This is a genomic window from Novosphingobium sp. BF6 (assembly GCF_058273105.1).
Genome location: NZ_CM177775.1, coordinates 3,097,308 through 3,121,400 on the forward strand (window position 1 = coordinate 3,097,308; position 24,093 = coordinate 3,121,400).

The window sequence follows — 24,093 nt, forward strand, 5'->3', positions numbered from 1 at the left end:
CCGCTTTCGCGGGGACGACAAAGAGTTTGGCGACCGTTCAGCCGGTTAGCGCCTCAATCGTGCTCGCGGCCGCCGGATCCCATGTAGAGTTCGCTGCCGGTTTCCCTGAACACCTTGCTCATCTCGGCCATGCCCGCCTCGGCCTCAAGGATGGCCAGCTTGCCGCCTTCCTCGGCCGCGATGAAGCCGGTCGAGGGCTGGTTCTGCTTGGCGGCAAAGTCCCGCACTTCCTGGCTGATCTTCATCGAACAGAACTTCGGCCCGCACATCGAGCAGAAATGCGCGGACTTGGCCCCTTCCGCCGGAAGCGTCTGGTCGTGGTACTGCTCGGCGGTGTCGGGATCGAGGCTGAGGTTGAACTGGTCGCGCCAGCGAAATTCGAAACGGGCGCGGGACAGCGCATCGTCGCGGACCTTGGCGGCCGGGTGCCCCTTGGCCAGATCGGCGGCATGGGCGGCCAGCTTGTAAGTGACGACGCCGACTTTCACGTCGTCGCGGTCCGGCAGGCCAAGGTGTTCCTTGGGCGTGACGTAGCAGAGCATCGCCGTGCCGTACCAGCCGATCATGGCCGCGCCGATGCCGCTGGTGATGTGGTCGTAGCCCGGCGCGATGTCGGTCACGAGCGGCCCGAGGGTATAGAACGGCGCCTCGCCGCAAGCCTCGAGCTGCTTGTCCATGTTCTCCTTCACCTTGTGCATCGGCACATGGCCCGGCCCCTCGATCATCACCTGCACGTCCTGCGCCCAGGCGCGCTTGGTGAGTTCGCCAAGGGTGTAGAGTTCGGCGAACTGCGCCTCATCATTGGCGTCCGCGATCGAGCCGGGGCGCAACCCGTCGCCCAGCGAATAGGCGACGTCGTAGGTCTTCATGATCTCGGTAATCTCGTCGAAGCGTTCGTAGAGGAACGATTCCCGATGATGGGCGAGGCACCACTTGGCCATGATCGAGCCGCCGCGGCTGACGATCCCGGTCACGCGCTTGGCGGCGAGCGGCACGAAAGGCAGGCGCACGCCGGCGTGGATCGTGAAGTAGTCCACGCCCTGCTCGGCCTGTTCGATCAGGGTATCGCGGAACACTTCCCAAGTCAGGTCCTCGGCAATGCCGCCGACCTTTTCCAGCGCCTGATAGATAGGCACGGTGCCGATCGGCACGGGCGAGTTGCGGATGATCCATTCGCGGGTGTCGTGGATGTTGCGCCCGGTGGAGAGGTCCATCACCGTGTCCGCGCCCCAGCGGATCGACCAGACCATCTTGTCCACTTCGCTCGCCACGTCCGAGGCGACGGCGGAGTTGCCGATATTGGCGTTGATCTTGACCAGGAAGTTGCGGCCGATCGCCATCGGCTCGCTTTCGGGGTGGTTGATGTTGGAGGGGATGATCGCCCGGCCGCGCGCCACTTCCTCGCGCACGAATTCGGGGGTGACATAGTCCGGGATCGCCGCGCCCCAGTCCTGCCCGTCGCGCGCATATTCCTTCAGCATCGCGCGGCCGAGGTTCTCACGCTCGGCGACGTATTCCATCTCCGGCGTGATGATGCCCCGGCGAGCGTAGTGCATCTGGCTGACGTTCATGCCCGGCTTGGCGCGCAGCGGGCGCTTCACCACGTTGGGGAACGCCGGGACGCCTCCCGAACGATCAGGTCCGAGTTGGCCGTTGTCTTCCGGCTTCACAGCGCGGGCGTCGTAGTCCTCGACATCGCCGCGTGCCACGATCCACTCGCGGCGCTTGGCCGCAAGACCGGCGGCAATGTCGATGGTGACACTCGGATCGGTATAGGGGCCGGAAGTGTCGTAGACGCGCACGGGCGCCTCGCCCGAACCGGATTCAAGATGAATTTCCCGCATGGCGACGCCAAGCGGCCCGACGTGAATCTTCTTCGACCCGCGAATGGGTCCGGTGGTAACGCCGATCTCCAGCTTGGAGTTGATGTCGGCCATAAGCGATTTTCCTTCGGCTTATGGACGAAAGAAAGGTCGCGACAGAAGAGTCCTGTGGCCCGCCCTTCCCTCCGCCCGTGTTAACGGGTTCAGGTTCAACGGGTCGGGCAGCGTGACCTGCCCCTCTCAGCCATTTGTTTCCGTTCGGCTTTCGGATTCGAAAGCCTTGGACACAAGCTCCCCGGGGATGGGCGGACGATAGACGCGGCTTTTCCAGCCGTCTAGGGCCTCGAACAGACATGCCGATGATCTATCGCCTTGACGCGCCCGCCCGCGACGTTGCCCGTACTTTCGGCTTCGATGCGGGCGACGATCCCTGGCCCGGCGGCTCGGTTTCAGCGGGCGGGTTTGCCCCTGTCATCACCATGGGGCGCGAATTCGTGGCGGGCCCGCGCCCGGAAAAGCGCCTGCCGCGCCGGATGGTCCCCCGCCTCTGGGGCGTACCGCCACCTCCTCAGGGGTGGGATGAGCGGCGCCACGGCATCCTCACCGTCCGCAATCTGGAAAGCCCGTTCTGGATCGGCAACTTGCGCAACAGCGAGTTCCGCTGCCTCGTTCCCGCCAGTGCCTTCCTGGAATGGGGCAAGGTCGATCCGCGCGACGGCAAGCGCCGCCAGTGCTGGTTCGGCGCCTCCGACCAGCCGATCTTCGCGATGGCGGGCGTGTGGAAGGACAGCGAAGTGCCCAGCTTCGCGCTGCTCACCTGCGAAGCCAACGCCGCCTTGCGCGCCGAAGGTCGCGACACGATGCCGGTGATCCTTCCGCCCGAAGCACATGAAGACTGGCTACGCGGTGACTGGAAGCGTGCTGCGGCGCTCGTCGCGCCTTACGGTTCTTCACGCATGACGCTGCGGGTTGTCGGGGCGTAAGGCGAAAAAGCAGACAAAAAAGAAACCGCGCAGCATACCAATTCCAGCCCACTCCTTTGCGCAATTACCTGAAGTTAATCCATAATAACTTCATCTTAATGCTGTTTGTTACGGTTCGTTAGCTGTCAGGCGATATCTTGTCCGTTTCGAGGCAGGCAGGGTGTGGATGGAAAATTTCGACAGTATTCCATCGCCGGGGATGTTCTCGCCGGACAGGACGATGACCATGGCGCGGATGGCCGTCCATGCGGTCCAGTTCGCCTGCGCGATCAGTGCCGTCGCGAGCTTACTTACCCACGGCACGCTATCGCGGGCACTCGCCGGGTTCGCCGCGGTGACGGCCCTGTTCACGGTGAGCGTCGGCATTCGCTACGGAAGGCGGGCGGTTGCCGAACTCGACGGACACCTGACGCTGGTCGCGCAGGCCAGCGCGGCGCGCTCACAAGTCGAAGAGCTGTTTGCGATGACCGACATGCTCCAGGCCGCCGACGACAAGGAGGATGCCGGGGCCGTGCTGATGGCAAGCGCCCGGCGCCTGCTGCCGGACCTCGACGGGGCGCTCTACCTCTTCAACAATTCGCGAGACCGGCTGGACCTGGCACAGTCGTGGAGCCAAAGGCAGGCCTTCGCCCCGGCGCCTACGCTGTTTCCCGAGACCTGCTGGGCGCTCAAACGCGGCAAGCCGCATGTCAACGATATGCAGGTTCACGGCGGACAGGTCGGCACGCTCTGCTGCCCGCACGCGATCGGCAAGGCCTCCAGCATCGAAGTGCCGATGATGGCGCGCGGTCAGGTGTTCGGGCTGCTCGTGCTCGCCAGCGAGGCCGCCGATGCCCGCGAGCAGCTTCAGGACGTTACCCGGATCGCGCGGGCACTGGCGGATTCGATCTCGCTCGCGCTGTCCAACATCGCCTTGCGCGAGAAGCTGCGCACCCAGTCTCTCCGCGATCCGCTGACCGGCCTCTACAACCGACGCTACATGGAGGATGCGCTGGAGCGCTACATCAACCTGGCGCAGCGCACCGGCACTTCGATCTCGGTGCTGATGATCGACCTCGACAACTTCAAGCGCCTCAACGACGACCACGGTCACGCCAAGGGCGATGCCGTGCTGCGCGACGTGGCGGGACAGCTTGTCAGCACCCTGCGCCCCTCGGACGTGATCGCCCGCTACGGCGGCGAGGAGCTGCTGGTCATCATGCCCAAGTGCAGCCTCGAACATGCCGCCGCCAAGGCCGAACTGCTGCGCCAGCGGGTGGAGGCACTCTCGGCCGCGCATGGCGCGCAGGTCAGCGCCTCCTTCGGCATCGCCACCGTGCCCGAGACGGCGACGGGCGCAGGCGACGTCGTGACCATGGCCGACAGCGCGCTCTATGCCGCCAAGCAGGCGGGCAAGAACCGCGTCGTCACCGCCCCGCGCCGCGTGCGCGGTGAAGACAAGGGCGCACCCCGGTTGGCTGCGGCGAACTGAGGGGGAACAGCCCCCGACCGCGCGGGCGCCCCAAGCCCCATTAGTCCTTGCGAGGAGGCGAAGCCGACCGGCAATCCAGAGTTGGCTGGATTGCTTCGCCTCGCTCGCAATGACGAAGATCGGGAATTTTCATAGCGAGCACGAAAAAGGGGCCGCATCGCTGCGGCCCCTTCGTCTTTTCGGGTCCTGAATGGCCGATCGCTATGCGATCAGTCCTCCTTCAGGAACGCCGGCATGTGATCGGGATCGCCGCCGCCGTTGTTGTCGCCGCGCGGACCACGGGGACCGCGATCGCCCCGGCCTTCACCGCGCGGACCACGGTCGTTGCCGCCACGGCCGCCGTCACGACGCGGACCACGACGATCACCGCCGCGATCCTCGCGCGGACCACGATCGCCGCGCGGTTCGCGCGGTTCGCGGGCCGGACGGGTGTCTTCCAGCTCGGCGCCGGTTTCCTGGTCGACGACGCGCATCGACAGGCGAACCTTGCCGCGCGGATCGATCTCGAGGACCTTGACCTTGACTTCCTGGCCTTCCTTCACGACGTCGGTCGGCTTTTCGACACGCTCGTTCTTCATTTCGGAGACGTGGACGAGACCGTCCTTGCCACCCATGAAGTTCACGAAGGCACCGAAGTCGACGATGTTGACGACCTTGCCGGTGTAGATCTTGCCGACTTCCGCTTCCTCGACGATGCCGAGGATCCACTTCTTGGCGGCTTCGATCTGTGCGATGTCGGAGGACGAGATCTTGATCACGCCTTCGTCGTCGATGTCGACCTTGGCGCCGGTTTCGGCGACGATCTCACGGATCACCTTGCCGCCGGTGCCGATGACGTCACGGATCTTCGACTTGTCGATCTGGATCGTCTCGATGCGCGGTGCGTGAGCCGAAAGTTCGGTACGGGCCGAACCGAGGGCCTTGGTCATCTCGCCCAGGATGTGCGCGCGGCCAGCCTTGGCCTGCTCCAGCGCCTTGGCCATGATCTCGCGGGTGATACCCGCGATCTTGATATCCATCTGCATCGTGGTGATACCGGCTTCGGTACCCGCGACCTTGAAGTCCATGTCGCCGAGGTGATCTTCGTCACCCAGGATGTCCGACAGGACGGCGAAGTCCTTGCCTTCCAGGATCAGGCCCATGGCGATGCCCGAGACCGGACGGACCAGCGGCACGCCGGCGTCCATCATCGACAGCGAACCGCCGCAGACGGTGGCCATCGAGGACGAACCGTTCGACTCGGTGATGTCCGAGAGAACGCGGATCGTGTAGGGAAAGTCTTCCTTCGAGGGCAGCACCGGGTGCAGCGCGCGCCATGCCAGCTTGCCGTGGCCGACTTCGCGGCGGCCCGGAGCGCCGAAGCGGCCCACTTCGCCGACCGAGTAGGGCGGGAAGTTGTAGTGCAGCATGAACGACGAGTACGACAGGCCTTCGAGGCCGTCGATCATCTGTTCGGCGTCCTTGGTGCCCAGCGTGGTGGTGCAGATCGCCTGCGTTTCACCGCGGGTGAACAGCGAGGAACCGTGGGTGCGCGGCAGGAAGCCGACGATCGCTTCGATCGGGCGGACCTGCTCCAGCGTGCGGCCGTCGATGCGCTTGCCGTCCTTGAGGATGGCGCCGCGCACGATTTCCGCTTCCAGCTTCTTCATGGTCTTGATGGCGACCATCTGCGTCTGCGGGGTTTCGTCCGCGAAAGCTTCCTTGGCCTTGGCGCGCGCGGCGTTCAGGGCATTGGAGCGCTTCGACTTGTCGGTCAGCTTGTAGGCGGCGGTGACGTCCTTGCCGACGGCCTTCTTGAGCTTCGCCTTGATGTCGGCCGTGTTGTCCGACAGGTCGATGTCCCAAGGTTCCTTGGCAGCCTGCTCGGCCAGATCGATGATGAGGTTGACGACCTTCTTGATCTCGTCATGCGCGAACACGACGGCACCCAGCATCTCTTCCTCGGTAAGCTCCTTGGCTTCCGATTCGACCATCATCACGGCATCGCCGGTGGCGGCGACGACGAGGTCCAGACGGCCGTCGGTGAGGGCGGCGGTCTGCTTCGGGTTCAGCGTGTATTCGCCATCGACGAAGCCGACGCGCGCGGCGCCGATCGGGCCCATGAAGGGCACGCCCGAGATGGTCAGCGCGGCCGAAGCGGCGATCATCGCGACGATGTCGGCCTCGGTCTCGCCGTCAAAGCTCAGGACCTGGGCGATGACGTTGATTTCGTTGTAGAAACCTTCAGGGAACAGCGGACGGACCGGGCGGTCGATCAGGCGGCTGGTCAGCGTTTCCTTTTCGGTGGCGCCGCGTTCACGCTTGAAGAAGCCACCCGGAATGCGGCCGGCGGCCGAAAACTTTTCCTGGTAGTGCACGGTCAGCGGGAAGAAGTCCTGGCCTTCCTTCACCGACTTGGCGGCGGTAACCGCGCAGAGCACGACCGTTTCGCCGTAGGTGGCGAGGACCGCGCCGTCGGCCTGACGGGCCACGCGGCCGGTTTCGAGAGTGAGGGTCTTGCCGCCCCACTCCATGCTTACGGTTTTGACGTCGAACATAAGAGGTTTTCCTCAGCCCACCGGCCCTATTGCAACGGCGGGGTTTTCTGCCGGGTATGCCGTCCCGGTCCGGTGTGGAGCCGCTTTGAGCCCCTGGGCCTGCCGCCGAATTGCGGACGTACCCCTGATGCAAGAAGCGGCCCGCTAGGGGCCGCTTCCCGTTAAGTCTTACTTACGCAGACCCAGCTTCTGGATCAGTGCGTTGTACCGCGCGACGTCCTTCTTCTTCAGGTAGTCGAGCAGCGAGCGGCGCTTGTTGACCATGGCCAGCAGACCGCGACGCGAGTGGTTGTCCTTGTGGTGAGCCTTGAAGTGCTCGGTCAGGTTGCGGATGCGCTCGGTGAGGATCGCGACCTGAACTTCCGGGCTGCCCGTGTCGCCAGCGACGCGTGCGTTGTCCGAAATGATGTCCTGCTTCTTTTCAGCGGTAACCGACATAGTACTTTACTCCGCGACATCCGATAAGGTTGAACCCTCTGACGACGCGGGCTTCTCCGCCCGAAAGCTCCATCAGCGCGACGGGAGTGATCCCTTCTCGCGCCCAGTAGAGCCCGTCTTCATGGGGCAGTTCGGTCAGAACGCGGCCCTGTCGGACCGCTCTTGCCTGCTCCGAACCGAGGTCGATGGCCGGGATGTCGTCCAGCCCCACCTCAAGTGGCAAGAGTATCTGTTCAAGCGCAGCGCCCTTGCCGATTTCGTTCAATTTGTCCAGCGAAATCGCGTGAGACAGGTCGAACGGACCGGCCTTCACGCGGCGCAGCATGGACACTGTTCCGCATGTTCCCAAGGCCTGTGCGATGTCGCGTGCAAGGGAACGGATGTAGGTGCCCTTGGAGACATGGGCGCGCAGAGTTGCCCCCTCTTCCGCATCGAATCGCTCAAGGCTCAGTTCGTAAACTGTCACGCTGCGCGACTTCAATTCCACTTCCTGCCCGGCACGCGCGAGGTCGTAGGCACGCTCGCCATCGACCTTCAGTGCCGAGTAGATCGGCGGCACCTGCTCGATCGGGCCGGTGAAGCGCGGCAGCACCGCTTCCACTTCGGCCTGCGAAGGCCGCACCTCGCTGGTGGCGATGACCTTGCCCTCGAGGTCCAGCGTGTCGGTCTCCTCGCCGAAGCGCACGGTGAACTCGTAGATCTTGCTGGCATCGAGCATCCGCCCGGTCAGCTTGGTCGCTTCTCCCAGTGCGACGGGCAGGATGCCGGTCGCCAAGGGATCGAGCGTGCCGCCGTGGCCGACCTTGACCTTCTTGCCATAGCCCGCCTCGCGCAGATTGCGCTTCACGGCGGCGACCGCCTGCGTGGAACCGAGGCCGAGCGGCTTGTCGAGGATGATCCAGCCATGAGGGGCCGGGCGGGTTGCGGGCGTGGAAGTCATGCCTTCCCCCAAGTCGCGCGGGCCGGGTTTGTCAACGCTTGCCGAAAGTCAAACACCCGCCACGAACTGGGCCAGCGCGAAATAGTGCCCCGTCGCCCACATGACCGGCGGCGCGACCAGTCTGCCGACGATGCCCCACTGCGGGAAGAAGTAGGGCACCACCAGCAGCAGCACGATCAGCAGCGGAAATCCGTAAGGCCGCAGCCGCGCATAGCCCTCGGCCATTCCGCGCGGCAACAGCCCCTCGATGATGTGCGATCCGTCGAACGGCGGGATCGGCAGCAGGTTGAACAGCGCGAGGAACACGTTGATCATGATGAAATTGCTGAAGTTCTTGGCGACGAATTCCAGCACCGCGCTATCCGCCGATCCCGCAAACCGGACCAGCAGCCCCAGCAGCACCGCACCGATCGCCGCCAGCACGAGGTTGGACCCCGGCCCCGCCGCCGCCACGACCATCATGCCCCGGCGCGGATCGCGCAGGCGCCAGCGGTTGACCGGCACCGGCTTGGCCCATCCGAAGATCGGCGCGCCCGCCAGCGCCAGAGAGCCGGGCAGGATCACCGTTCCGAACGGATCGACGTGCCGCAAGGGATTGAGCGAGAGGCGCCGCTGCTCCTGCGCGGTCGGATCGCCCAGCGCCAGCGCGGTCCAGCCATGCGAGACCTCGTGAAAGACGATGGCGAGGATCAGGGGAACGATGAGCGCCGCAGCGTCCAGCAGGGTCTGGTTCATGATCGTGATCTAGGTGTGCAGAGGGCGGTGCGCAATGCGCTCAACATCCCATGGCTTCCCCGAAATGCTTGCGGCAGAGCGCGACGTAGCGGTCGTTGCCGCCGATCTCGGTCTGCGCGCCCTCGCGCACCGCCGCGCCTGCGCCATCGACGCGCAAGTTCATCGTCGCCTTGCGGCCGCAGTGGCACACCGCCTTCAGCTCGATCAGGGCATCGGCGATACCCAATAGCACTGCCGATCCGGGGAACAGCTCGCCTCGAAAATCGGTGCGCAGCCCATAGCAGAGCACCGGAATGTTCTCGCGGTCGGCGACATGGGCGCATTGCCAGGCCTGCTCCGGGGTGAGGAACTGCGCCTCGTCCACCAGGACGCAGGACAGCGGCTCCACTGCATGGACCGCGCGAACCTGGGCGACGAGATCGGTATCCTGCTGGAAGCGATGGGCCTGGGCATGGAGGCCGATGCGGCTCTCGATCGCGAAATCCTCGCCGCGTTCGCCGCTACGGTCGTCGATCCCGGCGGTCCAGAGCATCGTGCGCATGCCCCGCTCGTGATAGTTGAAGTTCGCCTGAAGCAACGTCGCCGACTTCCCGGCATTCATGCTGGCATAGTAGAAATAGAGTTTGGCCATCGTTGCTGGGGATAACACGCCCCATGCCGCCCCGCACCGCGCCTGCGGCGATTGTCCCCGCTTGAATGAAACCGCGTGCCGTTATCTAATCCCGCGGGTTCGTGAGAGCTTGGCGGGGAGTTGGGCATGAAGAGGTGGATCGCCGTCGCCGTGATCGTCACGCTGGCCGGACTGGTTTCCGGCTACGTCATCGATGCCCCGCTCACGCCTTCCGCCGATGCTTCCTGGCGAGAGACGGCGCGCTTTCTCGACGGCGGGGCGGCCGGTCTCGTCGCGATCCTCGGCTATAAAGGTGCGGTCGCCGGGCCACTGGTGCTGGGCGCCCTGCTCTGCCTGCCGGTGCTGGCGCTGCCCTTGCGCCTTGGCCGCCACCAAAACGCATCGCCCCTGCCCGGCCCGGTCTGGCGACCGGAGCCGCTACCCGAGGAACACCGTATCGGCGGATCGCGAACCGCCGATGCGCCGATGCCGCGCCCGGTCGTGCTGGTCCGCAAACCACGGCAGCGCACGCGCGACTGGTTCGACGACCTCAGTTGGCTGGGCGGTCTGCCCAGACTGGGAGACACCCCCTGGCCGCGCGGCCGCGACGGGACGGCACTGCCTTTCGCCGCGCAGATCGATCTCGCGGACATCGCCCGGACCTGCCCCGAAGCGCCATTGCCGCGCACCGGCTCGCTGGCGTTCTTCCTCGGCTCCGGCGCGGTGGTTCCGGTGCCTGCGGGGAATCACGATTTCACCAGCCCGCCCGAAGACTTCGGACATGGTTTCTTCCCGTTCTGGCCGGTAGAGGCTTTCGCCGTCGACGTGCCTGAGCAACTGCCGGGAAGCGAAGGCACGGCGGCGCAAGCAATCTCGGCGTGGCTGGCACGCCGCTATCCGCCACGCGACGGTCCATTGGCAGCAGCCGAACCGGTCGAGCGGATCTGGTGGCACGGCGTCATCCATCTTGCGGATTGCTATCGCCTCGCACTTCATGAAGCCTCGCGCCTCACCGGCCGGCGCAAGGCCCGCACCAGCGACGCGCGCGAGGATCTGGAACTGCTCGGCGCCGATCCGGCGGCGACACCCCTGCTGCTCGAGACCGCCCAGCGCGCGCTCGACCGCGAGGACGCCCGGCTGCGCGAGCACAAAGCCCAGTACGATGCGCTGGCGCGGGTCTCGGCGGCGATGGACCACTTCACCGAAGAGCGCGAGCCATGGGGCGTGCTGACGCAGGACGAGTTCGCCGTGCTTCGCGATGTTCTCGCCCATGTCGAACGCGACTGCGCCGACCTCGTGCGGGCTTATGCTCCGAAAGACCTGCCCGAACTGGCGACTTTCACCTTGCGCGCGATGATTTCCGGCCCGCCGGAAGCGCTGGCGCACGTCGGCGATGCGGAACTGGCGCGCATCAACGCCGGATACCGACTGGCGGGTCGTCACCAGCACGGCATGTTCGGCAATCCCGATCGCCGCGCCGAGGTGCTGCTTCTGCAACTCGCTCAGGACGACATGATGGGATGGGACTGGGACGGGTCCCGGCTCTACCGGTTCCGGATCAGCCCGGCCGATCTCGCGCAGGGCCGCTGGGATCGCGTCAGCCTGACCTTCGAGAGCGGCTGACTGCGATAACCCTCAATCCTCCTCGAGATCCCGCTTCACGCGCGGATCGTTGAGCAGGGCATCGATGCGGCTCGCCTCGTCGAACGTCTCGTCCGGAAGGAAGCGGATCTTGGCGGCGAACTTGAGCTTCAGCCGCTGCGCGACCTCGCGCTGGAAGAAGGCTGTATGCGTGCGCAGCGCCTTGAGCACCCCTTCCTCGTCCTCGCCCAGCAGCGGCTTCACGTAGACCGTGGCCATGCGCAGATCGGGCGTCATCCGCACTTCGGTAACGGACACGGAATGCGCGCTCAGCGTCGCGTCGTGGACCTGCTGGCGCGTGAGGATTTCCGAAAGGACGTGACGCACCTGCTCACCCACCTTCAGGAGGCGGACGGAGTGCTGTTCGGGCGTGACTTGCTGACGTACCATGGCTTTGTCCCATGTGGGCGGATCACCGCATTTTGCAACACGTGATTACGGCTCCGGACCGCTACGGTCCGGTTTGATACACCGTTTTCTCACATTTTGGCGACGATCCGCGCCAGCGAGCGCACATTGCGCGCCGTACCGCGGCAGCCGAGGCGCTTTTCGATGAACTCCATCGTCAGCAGGCTCTCCGCAGGCGGACGGGCATAGTCCACGAACAGGCAGCGCGTGCCCAGCGCCAGACGCTCGCCGCCCAGCGAACCGTGATCGGCCACGAGCCGGTCGAACCGATCATGATCCGGCTGACCCGAAAGCAGCACGGTGTGAACGAAGCTGTCGCCGCTCTCCCCCGCGAACGGGTTCGCCTCCACCGCCGCGCGAATTTCCTCGCGTGTACGCACCGCGACGAAAGCCTTCAAGTCGAACCGGTCGCGCATCAGATAGGCCAGCAGGTCTTCCAGACCCTCGCTCGGCCGATCCTCGTAATCGAACAGGACATTGCCACTGGAGATCACCGTCTCGGCATTCTCCAGTTCCTCGCGCTCGAAGGCATAGCGCAGATCCGCCATCGACAGACGATCGCCGCGAACGGTCAGGGATTCGAAAAAGGCACAGTAGCGGGTCATCTTGAAAATTCCGGGAGGTGAATGTATGATTGGCCTACCACGGTAGACGTTTTCACATCACCGTCCGGGCCTGGGTGTTGCAGCATCCGGGCCCGTTTTCTTGTTAGAGATCGGCTCTATCGGAGACTGACGTTGCAGCGCCAGCCTCCTTACCGACTATCGGCGCCTTACCGGCGGCTCAGCTCGATCAGCTTCACCAGCAGTTGCAGAAGTGCGACCAGAAAGGTCGCTCCGCCGAGAACCAGCATTACCACGATTTCCGTGCTCACATGACATCATCGTCCTTTCCGTCGCCGTTGCGACAGGACAGCCATGAACGTGCCACCACGCGGGATTCCGTTTAAATTCCTGACACGCGATCCACATGCCCGGAAAGAAGAAGGCCACCGCCGGATGTCTCCGGCGATGGCCCTCGTTCCTGTGTCTGGGTAACGCCTTAGCCGACGGTACGTTCGCGGTGGCTGACTTCGAAGACTTCGAGGTGGTCGCCCGCCTTGATGTCGTTCGTGTCGGCCAGCACGACACCGCATTCCAGACCGGCGCGCACTTCGTCCACGTCGTCCTTGAAGCGGCGCAGCGAGGAGATCGTCGTCGCCGAAACGATGACGTCGTTGCGGGTAAGACGCGCGCTGAGACCCTTGCGGATGTAGCCTTCGACCACCAGCAGACCTGCCGCCTTGTCGCGCTTGCCGGCCGGGAAGACCTGCTTGACTTCGGCGCGGCCGACGACGGTTTCGATCCGCTCGGGACCCCAGATGCCGGCCATCTGCTTGGCGACCTCTGCGGTCAGTTCGTAGATGACGTCGTAGTACATCATCGGCGTCTTGGTTTTCGCGATCTGCTCGCGCGCCTTGGCGTTCGGACGGACGTTGAAGCCGACGATCGGCGCACCCGAGGCCGAAGCCAAGGCCACATCGGTCTCGGTGATGGCACCCACGCCCGAATGCAGGATGCGCACCTTGATCTCGTCGTTCGACAGATTGTGCAGCGCGGCGTTGATCGCCTCGACCGAACCCTGCACGTCCGCCTTGACCACCACCGGATACTCGATGACGTTCTGCTTGGCAGCCAGTGCCGAGAACATCGTGTCGAGGCTGGCGGGTGCCGTGGCAGTGCGCTTGGCGGTCGCCTGTTCCTGACGGTAGGACGAGACCTCGCGGGCACGCTGCTCGCTCTCGACCACGGTCAGCAGATCGCCGGCCATCGGCACGCCGCCGATACCGAGCACTTCGACGGGCATCGACGGCGGCGCCGCCTTCACCTGACGGCCCTTGTCGTCCAGCATCGCACGTACGCGGCCGCTTTCGGTGCCGACGACGAGGATGTCGCCGACCTTCAGGGTGCCGCGGTTGACCAGCACGGTCGCCAACGGACCCTTGCCCTTGTCGAGCTTGGCTTCGATCACGGTCGCCTCGGCCTCGCGGTCGGGGTTGGCCTTCAGCTCCATGAGTTCGGCCTGGAGCAGGATCTTCTCGATCAGCTCGTCCAGACCCTTGCCGGTCTTGGCCGAGATTTCGACGTCCTGCACGTCGCCCGACATCGCCTCGACGACGACCTCGTGCTCAAGCAGACGCTCGCGGACGCGCTGGGCATTGGCTTCGTGCTTATCGATCTTGTTGATCGCCACGATCATCGGCACGCCGGCGGCCTTGGTGTGATTGATGGCCTCGATCGTCTGCGGCATGATGCCGTCGTCGGCGGCGACCACCAGGATCACGATGTCGGTCACGTTGGCACCGCGCATACGCATCTGCGTGAAGGCGGCGTGGCCCGGCGTATCCAGGAAGGTGACGAGATCGCCGCCCTTGGTCTTGATCTGGTAGGCGCCCATGTGCTGCGTGATGCCGCCGGCTTCGCCCTTCACCACGTCGGTGCCGCGCAGGGCATCGAGCAGCGAGGTCTTGCCGTGGTCGACGTGGCCCATGATGGCGACGACAGGCGGACGCGACTTCAGGGTTTCGGGTGCATCGACGTCCACCGAGGTATCGATGTCGACATCGCTGTCCGAAACGCGCTGGATGTTGTGACCGAATTCGGTGACGAGCAGTTCGGCGGTATCCTGGTCGATCGTCTGGTTGACGGTGACCATCATGCCCATCTTGAACATCGCCTTCACCAGGTCGGCGCCCTTTTCGGCCATGCGGTTCGCCAGTTCCTGCACGGTGATCGCCTCAGGGACGATCACGTCGCGGACCTGCTTCTCGCGCTGCTGCGACTGGCCGCCGAAGTGCGCACGGCGTTCCTTCTCGCGGGCACGCTTGAGCGCGGCGAGCGAACGGGCGCGGGCGCCCTCGTCGTCGTTCAGCGCACGGTTGACTGTGAGCTTGCCCGACTGACGGCGGTCGCCGCCCTTGCGGTCACGCTCAGGGGTGCTGCGCGGCGGCGGAGCGCTGGTCTTCTTGACGCCGGCCGGTGCCTTGGGCGCGGTGGAACCGCCGGTATTGGCGGCCGGCGCGGTGGGGCTTGCAGCAGCCGGAGCCGAGGCCGGAGCTGCCGGAGCGGCAGCGGGAGCCTCGGGCTTGCGCACCGGCTGAGGGCGCGCGACCGGGGTGAAGCGGCGCGGCGCGGGCGCCGGAGCGGCCACGGGTGCAGCGGCAACCGGAGCCTTGGCGGGAGGCGCTTCGGCTGCGGGAGCCTCGGCAGCAGGTGCAGGCGTTTCGGCAACGGCTGCCGGAGCTGCCGGAGCAGCGGCCTCGGCAGGTGCTTCAGCGGGCGCTTCCGGGGCAGCGGCAGGGGCTTCCTGTGCGGCCTGAGCTTCGGCCGCGCGAGCAGCCTCTTCTTCCACGCGCTTGCTTTCCTGGGCGCGATTTTCTTCGGCGCGGCGCTTCTCTTCCTCGAGAGCGCGCACCTTTTCCTCATGCTCACGGCGATTCGCTTCTTCGAGCGCGGCGAGTCGGGCTTCCTCGGCCTCGCGCTGAAGACGAGCGACTCGCTCCTGCGGCGTCTCGTTCGAGGGAATCGGGCGGCGCGCCGGAGCCGGCGGCGGCGCGGGGCGTTGCGGCGCCGGCTGCGGTGCGGCAGCCTGCGGCGCGGGCGCCTGCGGAGCCGGAGCGGCCTCGACGGCACCCTCGGAACCGGGCTTGCCGAGCACCTTGCGGCGCTTCACCTCGACCACGACCTTGTTGGTCCGGCCATGGCTGAAGGTCTGCTTGACCTCACCCGCTTCCACGGAACGCTTAAGCCCCAAAGGCTTGCGGCCCAGAGTCGGTTTGTTGTCGGTCTCGCTCATATCTCTCGTCGTGCCCTTCGATCTCAATTCGTCGCCGCCGGCGCAGCGCGATGCGCCGGTCCGGTGCCACCATCCATACCGTCCCCGTCCGCCTCGGCGCGGGGCTGCCCCTGGAAATGCAGAAGGCGCTGCAACTGCGCCGCGACTCGTTTGGCCGAGCCGCGATCGTTGAGCGCCAGGTGAACGACGTTGTCGCGGCCCAATGCCACAGACAGCGTCTCTCGGTCCAGAGGCAAGCGTGTGCCCTTGAGACCGCTTCCTTCCGCCTCGCTCCCGACTCTCCAGGCCTGGTCGAGCTTGCGCGAGCCGTCTTCGCTCGCATCGGCGGCATGGGCAAGCCAAGTGACCCGGCCTTCACGCGCGTTCTGCGCGATCCGGTCGGACCCCATGAGGAGCTTGCCCGATTTCAGTTCGAGGCCCAGCCGATCGGTCAGCGCGCGGATCAGCGCCTGTTCGATCCGGTCGGCGAGGTCTTCCGGGATCGTGAGCGCGGCGCCTTTGTAGGCGCGCGCCAGCGATCCCTTTAGTTTGCCCTTATCGAGCGAAATTTCAAGGTCCGAACGAGAAACGCCGATCCACGCGCCGCGCCCGGGGGCACGCGCGTGGATGTCGGGTAAGACCAATCCGTCCGGCGAGATCGCCAGACGGATGTAGTCTTCACGCGCACCGGTCTCTCCGGAGAGAATGCATTTCCTCTCCGGACCGGTGCCGTCGATGTCGGAGCTTACGCGCTCATTGCGAGGATTCCGCATCGGCGGCCTCCTCGGTTGCCGGTTCGTCTTCGAACCAGTGGGCGCGGGCTGCCATGATGATTTCGTTACCCTGTTCTTCGTTCAGGCCGTACTCGCCGAGCACGCCGCCCTTGTCTTCGTCACGCGCACGGCGGTTCACCGAACCGTCGCGGCGGCGCTGTTCCGAACGCTTCTTGGCGATCAGTTCGTCGGTGGCCAGATCGGCCAGGTCGTCGAGCGTCTTGATGCCCGCCTTGCCGAGAACCACCAGCATCGCCTCGTTGAGGTGCGGCAGTTCGGCCAGCGCATCTTCCACGCCAAGGGCGCGGCGCTCTTCGCGGCTCGCCTCTTCGCGGCGATCCAGCGCTTCCTGGGCACGGCTCTGGAGTTCCTCGGCGAGTTCCTCGTCGAAGCCCTCGATCGCGGCCAGTTCGTTCAGCTCGATATAGGCGACTTCTTCCAGCTCGCTGAAGCCTTCGGCCACCAGCAGCTGCGAAAGGGTCTCGTCGACGTCCAGCTCTTCCTCGAACATCTTCGAGCGCTCGGTGAATTCCTTCTGGCGCTTCTCCGAGGACTCGGCCTCGGTCATGATGTCGATCTGCGAGGCGGTCAGCTGCGAGGCAAGGCGCACGTTCTGGCCGCGGCGGCCGATCGCCAGCGACAGCTGGTCATCGGGAACGACGACTTCGATGCGGCTTTCTTCCTCGTCGATGACGACGCGGCTGACGGTCGCGGGCTGGAGCGCGTTGACGACGAAGGTCGCGGTGTCTTCGCTCCAGGGAATGATGTCGATCTTCTCGCCCTGCAGTTCCTGCACGACGGCCTGGACGCGGCTACCCTTCATGCCGACGCAGGCGCCGACCGGGTCGATCGAGTGATCGTTGCTGATCACACCGATCTTGGCGCGCGAGCCCGGATCGCGGGCAGCGGCCTTGATCTCGATCACGCCGTCGTAGATTTCGGGCACTTCCTGCGCGAAGAGCTTCTTCATGAAGTCCGGATGAGCGCGGGAAAGGAAGATCTGCGGACCGCGGTTCTGGCGCTCGACGCGCAGGACCAGCGCGCGGACGCGCTCGCCGACGCGAGCGGCTTCGCGGGGGATCTGCTGGTCGCGGCGGATCACGCCCTCGGCGCGGCCGAGGTTGACGATCACGTGGCCGAATTCGACCGACTTGATGACGCCGGTGATGACTTCACCCGCGCGATCCTTGAATTCCTCGTACTGCCGGTCACGCTCGGCATCGCGGACCTTCTGGAAGATCACCTGCTTGGCCGACTGCGCATCGATGCGACCGAGGTCCACCGGAGGCAGCGGATCGACGATGAAGTCGCCGATCGCGGCGCCCTTCTGGAGCTTCTCGGCCTGCTTGAGGTCGACCTGCTTGAAGTAGTCCTCGACATGCTCGACCACTTCGACGACGCGCCACAGGCGCAAGTCGCCGGTGCGCGGATCGAGCTTCGCGCGAATGTCGTTTTCCGCACCGTAACGGTTGCGGGCCGACTTCTGGATGGCTTCTTCCATCGCCTCGATGACGATCGACTTGTCGATCATCTTCTCCGAAGCGACGGAGTTCGCGATCGCGAGCAGCTCGGCGCGGTTGGCGGAAATCGCACTGGCCATGGCTTAGTCTTCCTGTTCCTCGACAATCTCGTCGGCCCCGCTGACGTCCAGCGGGCGGGTTGCGGCGATCAGCTTGTCCGTGAGGACCAGCCTTGCGGAATGAATGATGTTCAGCGGGAACGAGACCCGGCCGGACTTCTTGTCGTCGACCGTGACCTGGTCGCCGTCGATACCGACGAGCTCACCGGTCAGGCCCTTGCGGTTTCCGTCCACCGGCTCCGTCAGGTTCACCTTAACCTCGTGACCGGCCCAGTTGGCATAGTCCTTCGGGCGGGTCAGCGGGCGGTCGATGCCCGGCGAGCTGACTTCGAGACGATAGGCTTCCTCGATCAGCACGTCACCGGCTTCTTCCAGCGCGTCCATGCGATCGGAAATGCGGTGCGAGAGCTTCACGCAGTCCTCGATCACCAGCTGACCCGTCGCCGGGTTCTCGGCCATGATCTGGAGCGCGATCTCATCGTCGCCGACTTCGCTCTTGCCGAAGATTCGCACGCGCACGAGGTCGAATCCCAGGGCCTTGACCTCAGGTTCGATGACTTCGGTGATGCGTGCGATGTCGGCCAAGCCCAGTTCTCCGGTGCGTTTCATGATGCTGCAAGCGACATTCGGTGCCACGCAGTTTCGCGCCGGCCCCTTCCGGCGCCAGCCCGAACCTTGTTTCACCAATGTCGGGATGAGGCGCAAATAAGCGCATCGCCGGTAAAAAGCAAGAGAGGAGTCTGGCGCCGTGTTTGCCGCCGGACAAAACGACCCAAGCCCTTGCCCGGCACGCCTTCGGCATCATCAAAGGCTTGCGGCGGCGCACTCAAGGAAGCCCCTAAGGAAAACGAGCGGACGCCCGTTCCGGTCCAAAAGTCGGTTTGGACAAAAAAGCAGGCCGGGCGAGTGTTCGGGTGGGGGGGGGTGCTCGCCCGGCCTGCGTCCGGCGGCGGACGGACCGCCTGCCGGTAAGTTTAGGAGTCACGTCACGCCGCGACTCAGCAGTCCGGCCCGTCGCATGGAGACCGCACTGCGTCCACCAACCACCAGGTGGTCGTGGAGCTCTATTCGCGAGGCTGCGCACATGGCCGCAAGCCGCCGCGTGGCGATCACGTCCGCCCGACTGGGCTGCGGATCGCCGGAAGGATGGTTGTGCACGAGCACCAGACCCACGGCCCGCTGCTCCAGCACGCGTTTCAATACGGACCGGCAACCCGCCCGGATCGCCGCCTCGCAACCCGTCGTGCAGGCCACCTGGCCGATCAGCCGCCCTTCGGCGTCGAAGGGCAATTCCAGCATCACCTCGCGGCGCAGGCACCCGAGATGCATTACCAGGGTCTCGAGGACACTCCTCGATAGGGGCCGCACCCGAGTGCAACCCGGGACCAGTCCTGCCACGAGGGATCGCTGCCATGCCGCCGCCTGCGCCAGACATGCAGGATCGTACCGAGTGCAATCGCCGAGAGCGCCAGGAACGTGGGCGTTCCCCGCATCACCGCGTAGACCGTCGGCGGAATGCCGATATCCGCCCACCGCGCGAAGTGCGCGCTCAGGCTGAGCAGCTGCAACGAGGTTGCCCATAGCGGCCATATCCTCCGGGCCTGAAGAGCGAGAGTGCCGAACCCGGCCGTCCCCACGACATCGGTCATGAGCGAAGAGGGGTCGACACTCCTGAAACCGCTGGGCAGCAGGCTTTCTCCTCCCGCCTGGAGCAGGACCATCGCCAGGATGACCCCAGCCCCCCAGCGCTCGGGCGCGCCGCCCTGCCAAAAGGCAAGAGCGATCGCCACCGCGAGCAGCAGGAAGAAAGCAAGCTGTTCAACATTTCCCAAAGGCATATCCCACTTCGAACCGACCGCGAATTTGGCCGCGTATCAGGCCGCCAGTTCGGCCAGCACTTCGTGCTCGTCCTCGGCCTTGTCCGGGCAGCGGATGGGAATATCCATGGTCTCGGCCAGCTTCGACAGGTCGCTGTGCGCCCGCACCAGTTCCGAGCGCGCCTCGATCAGGCTGCGCTGCATGGCCGCCACGCGGGCCATCGGCCGCTGGGTGCTATGGGCGTTCTCGACGATCGCCAACCGACCGCGCGCGATCTCGACCATGAGTTCGCTGGCCTTGGCGAGAAGCTCATCCATGTCCTTCTCGACCGACTGGATGCTCCGGGTGATCCGCATTCCGACAATATCCGGTGTCATATTCGTCGCCTCCCACGGGGAAAATCCGAGATGAAGGCACTCGATGTTAGGGGAGCCATGGCGCCCTAGAGCAGTTTTCCCAGCGTTTCCGCGATCGCCAGGGTGGCCGCAAGGGTCACCGCCATGATCAACGCCAGTACGAAAACCGCTCCTACGCGCCCTGCCCTTCCGAACTTCGCATCGAATGCCTCCAGGCCCGCCGGCTGTGCGATCCGGGTATCGAACCATTCCGGATGCCCGACCATGGGAGCCATGGGGCGGGCATCGGAAAGAACGAAGACCGGATCGACCGACAAGTCCTGGTCGCTCTCTTCCCCCTCATCCGGCCCGGCGTCGACACGGGAAAAGCCATATGTGGATTTGCCACATAGTTCGAGAAGCTGGCCGTAGAGGCGGGCCGTATCCTTGCGGTTGACGGTTCCCCACTTGTCCCGCACGCCGTTGATGCGCTGGTCGACGGTATTGGGCGCAATACCGAGTTCGCGGGCGATTTCCTTGGTGGTGCGATGCATCAGCAGCAGGTCGAGCACCTCGACCTGCTTGACCGTCAGGTTTTCCAACAGCTCTGTCGCCACGGAAGTGTCGGTTATATCTCGCACATCGGCCCTCATTCGCGCCTGCCGTGCACTATAACGGCAAATCTCTCTAGGAGAAATTATAGAGAAAACCGCTTCGGAGGTTTCCCTAAGGCCGCCTTAATCCTTATTGTTTACCGCCACTTGACCAGAGAAATCAGGCGGAAGTATCGCCTTCGGAACGCCTTTCGGTTTCCGAAAGGCGGTGTTTTTTCATACAATGGCGCAACTGGTCATACGTCAGCCCGATCGCCCCGGCCGCGCGCCTCTGATTCCAGCGATGCCGGCCCAGCGCCTCGACCAGCAATCCGCGCTCGTAGGCCTCCACGGATTCGCGAAGCCCCAGCCCGGACAACGAGGATACCCCGGTCGGCATGGACATGGGAGCCTGAGGCGCGGCAACCGGCACCTGCCGGACGCGCTCCGGCGCCGCTGCCGCAGTTGCTGTCTTCCACGGGCTTTCGAAGGGATCGAAGACGATCTCGGCGATCGCTTCGTATTCGTTGGCCCAGCGGTAGACCGCCCGCTCCACGACATTGCGCAGTTCGCGCACGTTGCCCGGCCAGTCATGGGCGTCCAGCACCGCCATCGCCGCAGCGGAGAAGCCCGGCCAGGTGCCCCACTCCAGTTCGCTCGCCATGCGCCGCCCGTAGTAGTCGGCCAGTTCGTAGACGTCCCCCTCCCGCGCCCGCAGCGGCGGCAGGTTGATGACCTCGAAACTGAGCCGATCGAGCAGGTCGGCGCGGAACGTGCCTTCCTCAGCCATGCGCGGCAGGTCGGCATTGGTGGCGGCGACCACGCGCACGTCCACCTGAACCGGGCGCGAGGCGCCGATCCGCGCGATCTCGCCATATTCGATCGCGCGCAGCAGCCGCTCCTGCGCCGCCATCGACAGGGTGCCGAGTTCGTCGAGAAACAGCGTTCCCCGGTCCGCCTCCTCGAAACGCCCCGCCCGCGCCCGCACCGCGCCGGTGAAGGCCCCTGCCTCGTGCCCGAACAGTTCCGCCTCGATCAGGGTCTCCGGCAAGGCGGCGCAGTTCATGGTGATGAGTGGCTCGCCCCAGCGCGGGGAGAGATGGTGGAGCCGCTGGGCGATCAACTCCTTGCCGGTCCCGCGCTCGCCGATGACCAGCACCGGACGCCGCACCGCAGCCGCCCGACTGGCCCGCTCCACCGCATCGAGGAAGGCAGTGGACTGGCCGATGAACTGAACATCTCTCTCCATTCCCAAATATTAGCGAAATTTCCCATTCATTGGCAATTCATCTTTTCAGCGCCGCGCCAACAAACCTCTGAAATCGCGAAAATCCGTACCTTTCTGAAATTGGCACGCCCCTTGCGATGACTTGGGCAAATTCACGAGATCCGACAGAGGAACACCACGATGTCCTTCCAGAACGCCAGCTTCGTAGCCAGCAGCCACCAGAGCAAGCAGCCCGGCTCGACCCGCGAGCGCAGCAAGCTCGACTGGGCGATCATCGCCGCCGTGCTGGCGATGGGCACGCTCAACCTCGTCGCTCTGAGCGACCGGATCGCCCCGCCGGCCCACGCCGCCGCGCCCGTTTGCGGAGCGCCGCTCCAGTGAGCAGGCTCGACGCGGAAATCGAAATCCTGCAAGGATCGGCGCAGGACGCTCCGGCTTTCCAGCCTGGACGCGCCCGCCCGTTCGATACCGGTGCTTCCCGCTTCAGCCCGGCCCGCAAGTTCAATCCCACCTCGATCAAAGGAACCGCCAGGATGGGTATCTTCTCCCGCACCCGCGACATCATCGCCGCCAATTTCAACGACATGTTGGACAAGGCCGAAGATCCCGGCAAGATGATCCGCCTCATCATCCTGGAGATGGAGGAAACCCTCGTCGAAGTGCGCACCAGCAGCGCGCGCACCATCGCCGACCAGAAGGAACTGCGCCGCCACGTCGGCAAGCTGGACCAGCTTCAGCACGACTGGAGCGACAAGGCCCAGCTCGCGCTCAGCAAGGACCGCGAGGACCTCGCCCGCGCCGCCCTGCTCGAAAAGAAGAAGGCCGCCGACATGGCCGAGCAGCTTCGCGCCGAGATCGCCGTGCTCGACGATGCCCTGCGCGCTTACGAGGAGGACATCGAGAAGCTCCAGAACCGTCTGCGCGAGGCCCGCAGCCGCCAGTCGTCGATTGCCGCTCGCTTGCAGAGCGCCGAGAATCGCGTCAAACTGCGCACCCTGCTGTCGAGCGAGCGCGTGGACGAGGCTCTGGTACGCTTCGACCAGCTCGAACGGCGCGTCGACTATGCCGAGGGCCGTGCCGAGGCGATGAGCCTGGGCGACAATCGCCAGCCGACGCTCGCCGACGAAATCGCCGCGCTCCAGGACGGCGACACGATCGATGCCGAACTTGCCGAGATGAAGCGCGCCATGAGCGCGGGCAAGGCGGAATAACAGCGGCGCACCTGGCATCCCGGCAGGTGCATGCCGCCCGCGTAGGGCCATGACCGGGAATGCGGGTCTTACGACCCGACCAGTCGAAAGAGAGGCCCGGCCTGAGTCGGCGCCTCTCTCAGGGAAAGGGAAAGCCAGTGTCACGCGGACAATTCTATCTCGACAAGTCGAACGCCAAGCTCGCCGGCGTCTGCTCCGGCATTGCCGACTACACCGGGGTCGACACGCTCTGGATTCGCATCGCAGCCGTGCTGCTCACCTTCTTCGTCTCCTTCGTGACGATCCCGATCTACATCGCGGTCGCCCTCATGGCGGACAAGCGGCCGATGAGCCTTTACAGCGAAGCCGAGGAAGAGCGCCTGCTGCGCCGCATGGAACGCCGCAGGAATCGCCAAGGCTATGGTCTCATGCGTTCGGCGCCGAACCGTTCCGGCCGCCTGCGCAGCGAACTCTCGGACATCGACCGCCGCGTCGCCGAGATGGAAGCCCACTATACCAGCAGCAATTCACGCCTCGCCGCCGAAATCGACAGCCTGCGCTAAACCGCAGCCACGGGTAACAGGGACACACCCAAGATGGACTCGCACACTCTCGCCCTCCTCATTCCGCTGGCCCCCTTCATGATCGCGGGCTTCGCGATCTGGACGCGGCACCAGCGCCGGATGGCCGAACTACAGGTGACGGCGACCGCCGAGAAGGCCGCGCAGTACGCCTCTCACTCCCGCGAACTCGAAGAGCGCGTGCGGGTGCTGGAACGGATCATCACCGACGGCGGCTACAACACCGCCCTCCAGATCGAGGCGCTTCGCGACACCCGCGATGTGGAAGCCGGGGAGCAGGCGAAGGAAACCCGCCAGTGAGCTTCGGGGACTTCATGGGGCTGACCGCCGTGATGGGCGCGATGATCGCCATCGTCGCCATCCTCGCCGGGGTCTACAAGCGCCGCCTCGCCTTTCTCGAACGCAAGCTGGAGATCGCGGCGGGCCAGACGGCCGAGAAGGCGGCGCAGTACGCGACCCACAACGCCGGGATCGAGAACCGCCTGCGCGCGCTCGAAACCATCATCACCGACGGCGCCTGGGACACCGCGCGCCAGATCGAATCGCTGCGCGCCACCGATGGCGAGCCGCGCGCGAACTGAACAGGGGGGCAGACCG

General features: G+C 65.2%; 25 protein-coding genes. 8 read left to right on the forward strand and 17 right to left on the reverse strand.

Going from position 1 to position 24,093, the window contains the following annotated elements; all coding sequences use genetic code 11:
- Positions 1 to 53: 53 nt before the first annotated feature.
- Positions 54 to 1,937 (reverse strand): phosphomethylpyrimidine synthase ThiC, encoded by a 1,884-nt coding sequence (thiC, locus tag AC4D6D_RS15120; protein WP_491325933.1) that lies wholly within the window; start codon positions 1,935 to 1,937, stop codon positions 54 to 56.
- 245 nt (positions 1,938 to 2,182) lie between these two features.
- On the opposite strand from thiC, the gene AC4D6D_RS15125 reads away from it, so the two are divergent.
- Together AC4D6D_RS15125 and AC4D6D_RS15130 are read left to right on the forward strand one after the other, a co-directional pair.
- Positions 2,183 to 2,806, forward strand: coding sequence for an SOS response-associated peptidase family protein (locus tag AC4D6D_RS15125; RefSeq protein ID WP_491325934.1), 624 nt, complete (start codon positions 2,183 to 2,185; stop codon positions 2,804 to 2,806).
- Positions 2,807 to 2,972: 166 nt separating this feature from the next.
- Complete coding sequence (locus AC4D6D_RS15130; protein WP_491325935.1) at positions 2,973 to 4,277, forward strand: sensor domain-containing diguanylate cyclase; 1,305 nt, start codon at positions 2,973 to 2,975, stop codon at positions 4,275 to 4,277.
- A gap of 209 nt (positions 4,278 to 4,486) precedes the next feature.
- Here the strand turns inward: AC4D6D_RS15130 and pnp are convergent, their stop codons facing one another.
- From pnp to AC4D6D_RS15155, 5 genes are all read right to left on the reverse strand, one after another.
- Entirely contained in the window at positions 4,487 to 6,814 is a 2,328-nt protein-coding gene (gene pnp, locus AC4D6D_RS15135; RefSeq protein WP_491325936.1) for a polyribonucleotide nucleotidyltransferase, read from the reverse strand.
- A 168-nt stretch (positions 6,815 to 6,982) separates the two neighbouring features.
- Positions 6,983 to 7,252 carry a 30S ribosomal protein S15 gene (gene rpsO, locus AC4D6D_RS15140; RefSeq protein WP_021232261.1) on the reverse strand — a complete coding sequence of 90 codons (270 nt, stop codon included), beginning with the start codon at positions 7,250 to 7,252 and terminating at the stop codon, positions 6,983 to 6,985.
- Entirely contained in the window at positions 7,236 to 8,192 is a 957-nt protein-coding gene (truB, locus tag AC4D6D_RS15145) for a tRNA pseudouridine(55) synthase TruB (protein ID WP_491325937.1), read from the reverse strand. Before truB ends, rpsO begins: the two co-directional genes overlap by 17 nt.
- A gap of 48 nt (positions 8,193 to 8,240) precedes the next feature.
- Entirely contained in the window at positions 8,241 to 8,927 is a 687-nt protein-coding gene (locus AC4D6D_RS15150; RefSeq protein ID WP_491325938.1) for a site-2 protease family protein, read from the reverse strand.
- Positions 8,928 to 8,967: 40 nt separating this feature from the next.
- Positions 8,968 to 9,558 (reverse strand): thymidine kinase, encoded by a 591-nt coding sequence (locus AC4D6D_RS15155; protein ID WP_147219495.1) that lies wholly within the window; start codon positions 9,556 to 9,558, stop codon positions 8,968 to 8,970.
- Between the two features lie 126 nt (positions 9,559 to 9,684).
- Between AC4D6D_RS15155 and AC4D6D_RS15160 the strand changes: the two genes are divergently transcribed.
- Positions 9,685 to 11,160 carry a DUF1963 domain-containing protein gene (locus AC4D6D_RS15160; protein ID WP_491325939.1) on the forward strand — a complete coding sequence of 492 codons (1,476 nt, stop codon included), beginning with the start codon at positions 9,685 to 9,687 and terminating at the stop codon, positions 11,158 to 11,160.
- Positions 11,161 to 11,172: 12 nt separating this feature from the next.
- Here AC4D6D_RS15160 and rbfA read toward each other — a convergent pair whose 3' ends face one another.
- The 11 genes from rbfA to pspF all read right to left on the reverse strand — a co-directional run bounded on the left by rbfA (position 11,173) and on the right by pspF (position 21,746).
- Positions 11,173 to 11,568 carry a 30S ribosome-binding factor RbfA gene (gene rbfA, locus AC4D6D_RS15165; protein WP_147219493.1) on the reverse strand — a complete coding sequence of 132 codons (396 nt, stop codon included), beginning with the start codon at positions 11,566 to 11,568 and terminating at the stop codon, positions 11,173 to 11,175.
- 89 nt (positions 11,569 to 11,657) lie between these two features.
- The gene (locus AC4D6D_RS15170; protein WP_491325940.1) at positions 11,658 to 12,191 is read right to left on the reverse strand and encodes a DUF1697 domain-containing protein; all 534 of its coding nucleotides are present in this window, start codon (positions 12,189 to 12,191) and stop codon (positions 11,658 to 11,660) included.
- 436 nt (positions 12,192 to 12,627) lie between these two features.
- Positions 12,628 to 15,420: a translation initiation factor IF-2 gene (infB, locus tag AC4D6D_RS15175; RefSeq protein WP_491325941.1), complete on the reverse strand. Its 2,793-nt coding sequence runs from the start codon at positions 15,418 to 15,420 to the stop codon at positions 12,628 to 12,630.
- 23 nt (positions 15,421 to 15,443) lie between these two features.
- The gene (locus AC4D6D_RS15180) at positions 15,444 to 16,172 is read right to left on the reverse strand and encodes a DUF448 domain-containing protein (protein ID WP_491325942.1); all 729 of its coding nucleotides are present in this window, start codon (positions 16,170 to 16,172) and stop codon (positions 15,444 to 15,446) included.
- Entirely contained in the window at positions 16,153 to 17,772 is a 1,620-nt protein-coding gene (nusA, locus tag AC4D6D_RS15185) for a transcription termination factor NusA (RefSeq protein ID WP_147219489.1), read from the reverse strand. The genes AC4D6D_RS15180 and nusA overlap by 20 nt, the downstream gene beginning before the upstream one ends.
- A 3-nt stretch (positions 17,773 to 17,775) precedes the next feature.
- Positions 17,776 to 18,336, reverse strand: coding sequence for a ribosome maturation protein RimP (gene rimP, locus AC4D6D_RS15190; RefSeq protein ID WP_491327258.1), 561 nt, complete (start codon positions 18,334 to 18,336; stop codon positions 17,776 to 17,778).
- A 396-nt stretch (positions 18,337 to 18,732) separates the two neighbouring features.
- Positions 18,733 to 19,080: a JAB domain-containing protein gene (locus tag AC4D6D_RS15195; RefSeq protein WP_491325943.1), complete on the reverse strand. Its 348-nt coding sequence runs from the start codon at positions 19,078 to 19,080 to the stop codon at positions 18,733 to 18,735.
- Positions 19,080 to 19,583 carry a hypothetical protein gene (locus AC4D6D_RS15200; protein WP_491325944.1) on the reverse strand — a complete coding sequence of 168 codons (504 nt, stop codon included), beginning with the start codon at positions 19,581 to 19,583 and terminating at the stop codon, positions 19,080 to 19,082. Before AC4D6D_RS15200 ends, AC4D6D_RS15195 begins: the two co-directional genes overlap by 1 nt.
- Positions 19,584 to 19,625: 42 nt before the next feature.
- The gene (locus AC4D6D_RS15205) at positions 19,626 to 19,925 is read right to left on the reverse strand and encodes a hypothetical protein (RefSeq protein WP_147219634.1); all 300 of its coding nucleotides are present in this window, start codon (positions 19,923 to 19,925) and stop codon (positions 19,626 to 19,628) included.
- Between the two features lie 86 nt (positions 19,926 to 20,011).
- A complete protein-coding gene (locus tag AC4D6D_RS15210; RefSeq protein ID WP_491325945.1) occupies positions 20,012 to 20,521 on the reverse strand; it encodes a LuxR C-terminal-related transcriptional regulator in 510 nt (169 codons plus the stop codon).
- A gap of 157 nt (positions 20,522 to 20,678) precedes the next feature.
- Positions 20,679 to 21,746 (reverse strand): phage shock protein operon transcriptional activator, encoded by a 1,068-nt coding sequence (gene pspF / locus AC4D6D_RS15215; RefSeq protein ID WP_491325946.1) that lies wholly within the window; start codon positions 21,744 to 21,746, stop codon positions 20,679 to 20,681.
- Between the two features lie 159 nt (positions 21,747 to 21,905).
- Here pspF and AC4D6D_RS15220 point away from each other — a divergent pair, with 159 nt between their 5' ends.
- The 5 genes from AC4D6D_RS15220 (at position 21,906) to AC4D6D_RS15240 (ending at position 24,077) form a co-directional block, all read left to right on the forward strand.
- Positions 21,906 to 22,106 (forward strand): hypothetical protein, encoded by a 201-nt coding sequence (locus AC4D6D_RS15220; RefSeq protein ID WP_491325947.1) that lies wholly within the window; start codon positions 21,906 to 21,908, stop codon positions 22,104 to 22,106.
- Positions 22,103 to 22,936: a phage shock protein PspA gene (pspA, locus tag AC4D6D_RS15225; protein WP_491325948.1), complete on the forward strand. Its 834-nt coding sequence runs from the start codon at positions 22,103 to 22,105 to the stop codon at positions 22,934 to 22,936. Before AC4D6D_RS15220 ends, pspA begins: the two co-directional genes overlap by 4 nt.
- Before the next feature lie 137 nt (positions 22,937 to 23,073).
- Positions 23,074 to 23,478, forward strand: coding sequence for a PspC domain-containing protein (locus AC4D6D_RS15230; protein WP_147219483.1), 405 nt, complete (start codon positions 23,074 to 23,076; stop codon positions 23,476 to 23,478).
- A gap of 33 nt (positions 23,479 to 23,511) precedes the next feature.
- Positions 23,512 to 23,796 carry a hypothetical protein gene (locus tag AC4D6D_RS15235; protein ID WP_491325949.1) on the forward strand — a complete coding sequence of 95 codons (285 nt, stop codon included), beginning with the start codon at positions 23,512 to 23,514 and terminating at the stop codon, positions 23,794 to 23,796.
- The gene (locus tag AC4D6D_RS15240; RefSeq protein WP_491325950.1) at positions 23,793 to 24,077 is read left to right on the forward strand and encodes a hypothetical protein; all 285 of its coding nucleotides are present in this window, start codon (positions 23,793 to 23,795) and stop codon (positions 24,075 to 24,077) included. The genes AC4D6D_RS15235 and AC4D6D_RS15240 overlap by 4 nt, the downstream gene beginning before the upstream one ends.
- Positions 24,078 to 24,093: the final 16 nt, after the last annotated feature.

Coding starts and splice junctions, on each gene's coding strand:
- truB (WP_491325937.1), bottom strand. CDS start 8,192: ATGACTTCCACGCCCGCAACCCGCCCGGCCCCTCATGGCTGGATCATC.
- pspF (WP_491325946.1), bottom strand. CDS start 21,746: ATGGAGAGAGATGTTCAGTTCATCGGCCAGTCCACTGCCTTCCTCGAT.
- AC4D6D_RS15160 (WP_491325939.1), top strand. CDS start 9,685: ATGAAGAGGTGGATCGCCGTCGCCGTGATCGTCACGCTGGCCGGACTG.
- AC4D6D_RS15180 (WP_491325942.1), bottom strand. CDS start 16,172: ATGCGGAATCCTCGCAATGAGCGCGTAAGCTCCGACATCGACGGCACC.
- AC4D6D_RS15150 (WP_491325938.1), bottom strand. CDS start 8,927: ATGAACCAGACCCTGCTGGACGCTGCGGCGCTCATCGTTCCCCTGATC.
- AC4D6D_RS15125 (WP_491325934.1), top strand. CDS start 2,183: ATGATCTATCGCCTTGACGCGCCCGCCCGCGACGTTGCCCGTACTTTC.
- AC4D6D_RS15195 (WP_491325943.1), bottom strand. CDS start 19,080: ATGCATCTCGGGTGCCTGCGCCGCGAGGTGATGCTGGAATTGCCCTTC.
- AC4D6D_RS15220 (WP_491325947.1), top strand. CDS start 21,906: ATGTCCTTCCAGAACGCCAGCTTCGTAGCCAGCAGCCACCAGAGCAAG.
- pnp (WP_491325936.1), bottom strand. CDS start 6,814: ATGTTCGACGTCAAAACCGTAAGCATGGAGTGGGGCGGCAAGACCCTC.
- rbfA (WP_147219493.1), bottom strand. CDS start 11,568: ATGGTACGTCAGCAAGTCACGCCCGAACAGCACTCCGTCCGCCTCCTG.
- AC4D6D_RS15235 (WP_491325949.1), top strand. CDS start 23,512: ATGGACTCGCACACTCTCGCCCTCCTCATTCCGCTGGCCCCCTTCATG.
- thiC (WP_491325933.1), bottom strand. CDS start 1,937: ATGGCCGACATCAACTCCAAGCTGGAGATCGGCGTTACCACCGGACCC.
- AC4D6D_RS15155 (WP_147219495.1), bottom strand. CDS start 9,558: ATGGCCAAACTCTATTTCTACTATGCCAGCATGAATGCCGGGAAGTCG.
- nusA (WP_147219489.1), bottom strand. CDS start 17,772: ATGGCCAGTGCGATTTCCGCCAACCGCGCCGAGCTGCTCGCGATCGCG.
- AC4D6D_RS15170 (WP_491325940.1), bottom strand. CDS start 12,191: ATGACCCGCTACTGTGCCTTTTTCGAATCCCTGACCGTTCGCGGCGAT.
- rpsO (WP_021232261.1), bottom strand. CDS start 7,252: ATGTCGGTTACCGCTGAAAAGAAGCAGGACATCATTTCGGACAACGCA.
- infB (WP_491325941.1), bottom strand. CDS start 15,420: ATGAGCGAGACCGACAACAAACCGACTCTGGGCCGCAAGCCTTTGGGG.
- AC4D6D_RS15205 (WP_147219634.1), bottom strand. CDS start 19,925: ATGCGGATCACCCGGAGCATCCAGTCGGTCGAGAAGGACATGGATGAG.
- AC4D6D_RS15130 (WP_491325935.1), top strand. CDS start 2,973: ATGGAAAATTTCGACAGTATTCCATCGCCGGGGATGTTCTCGCCGGAC.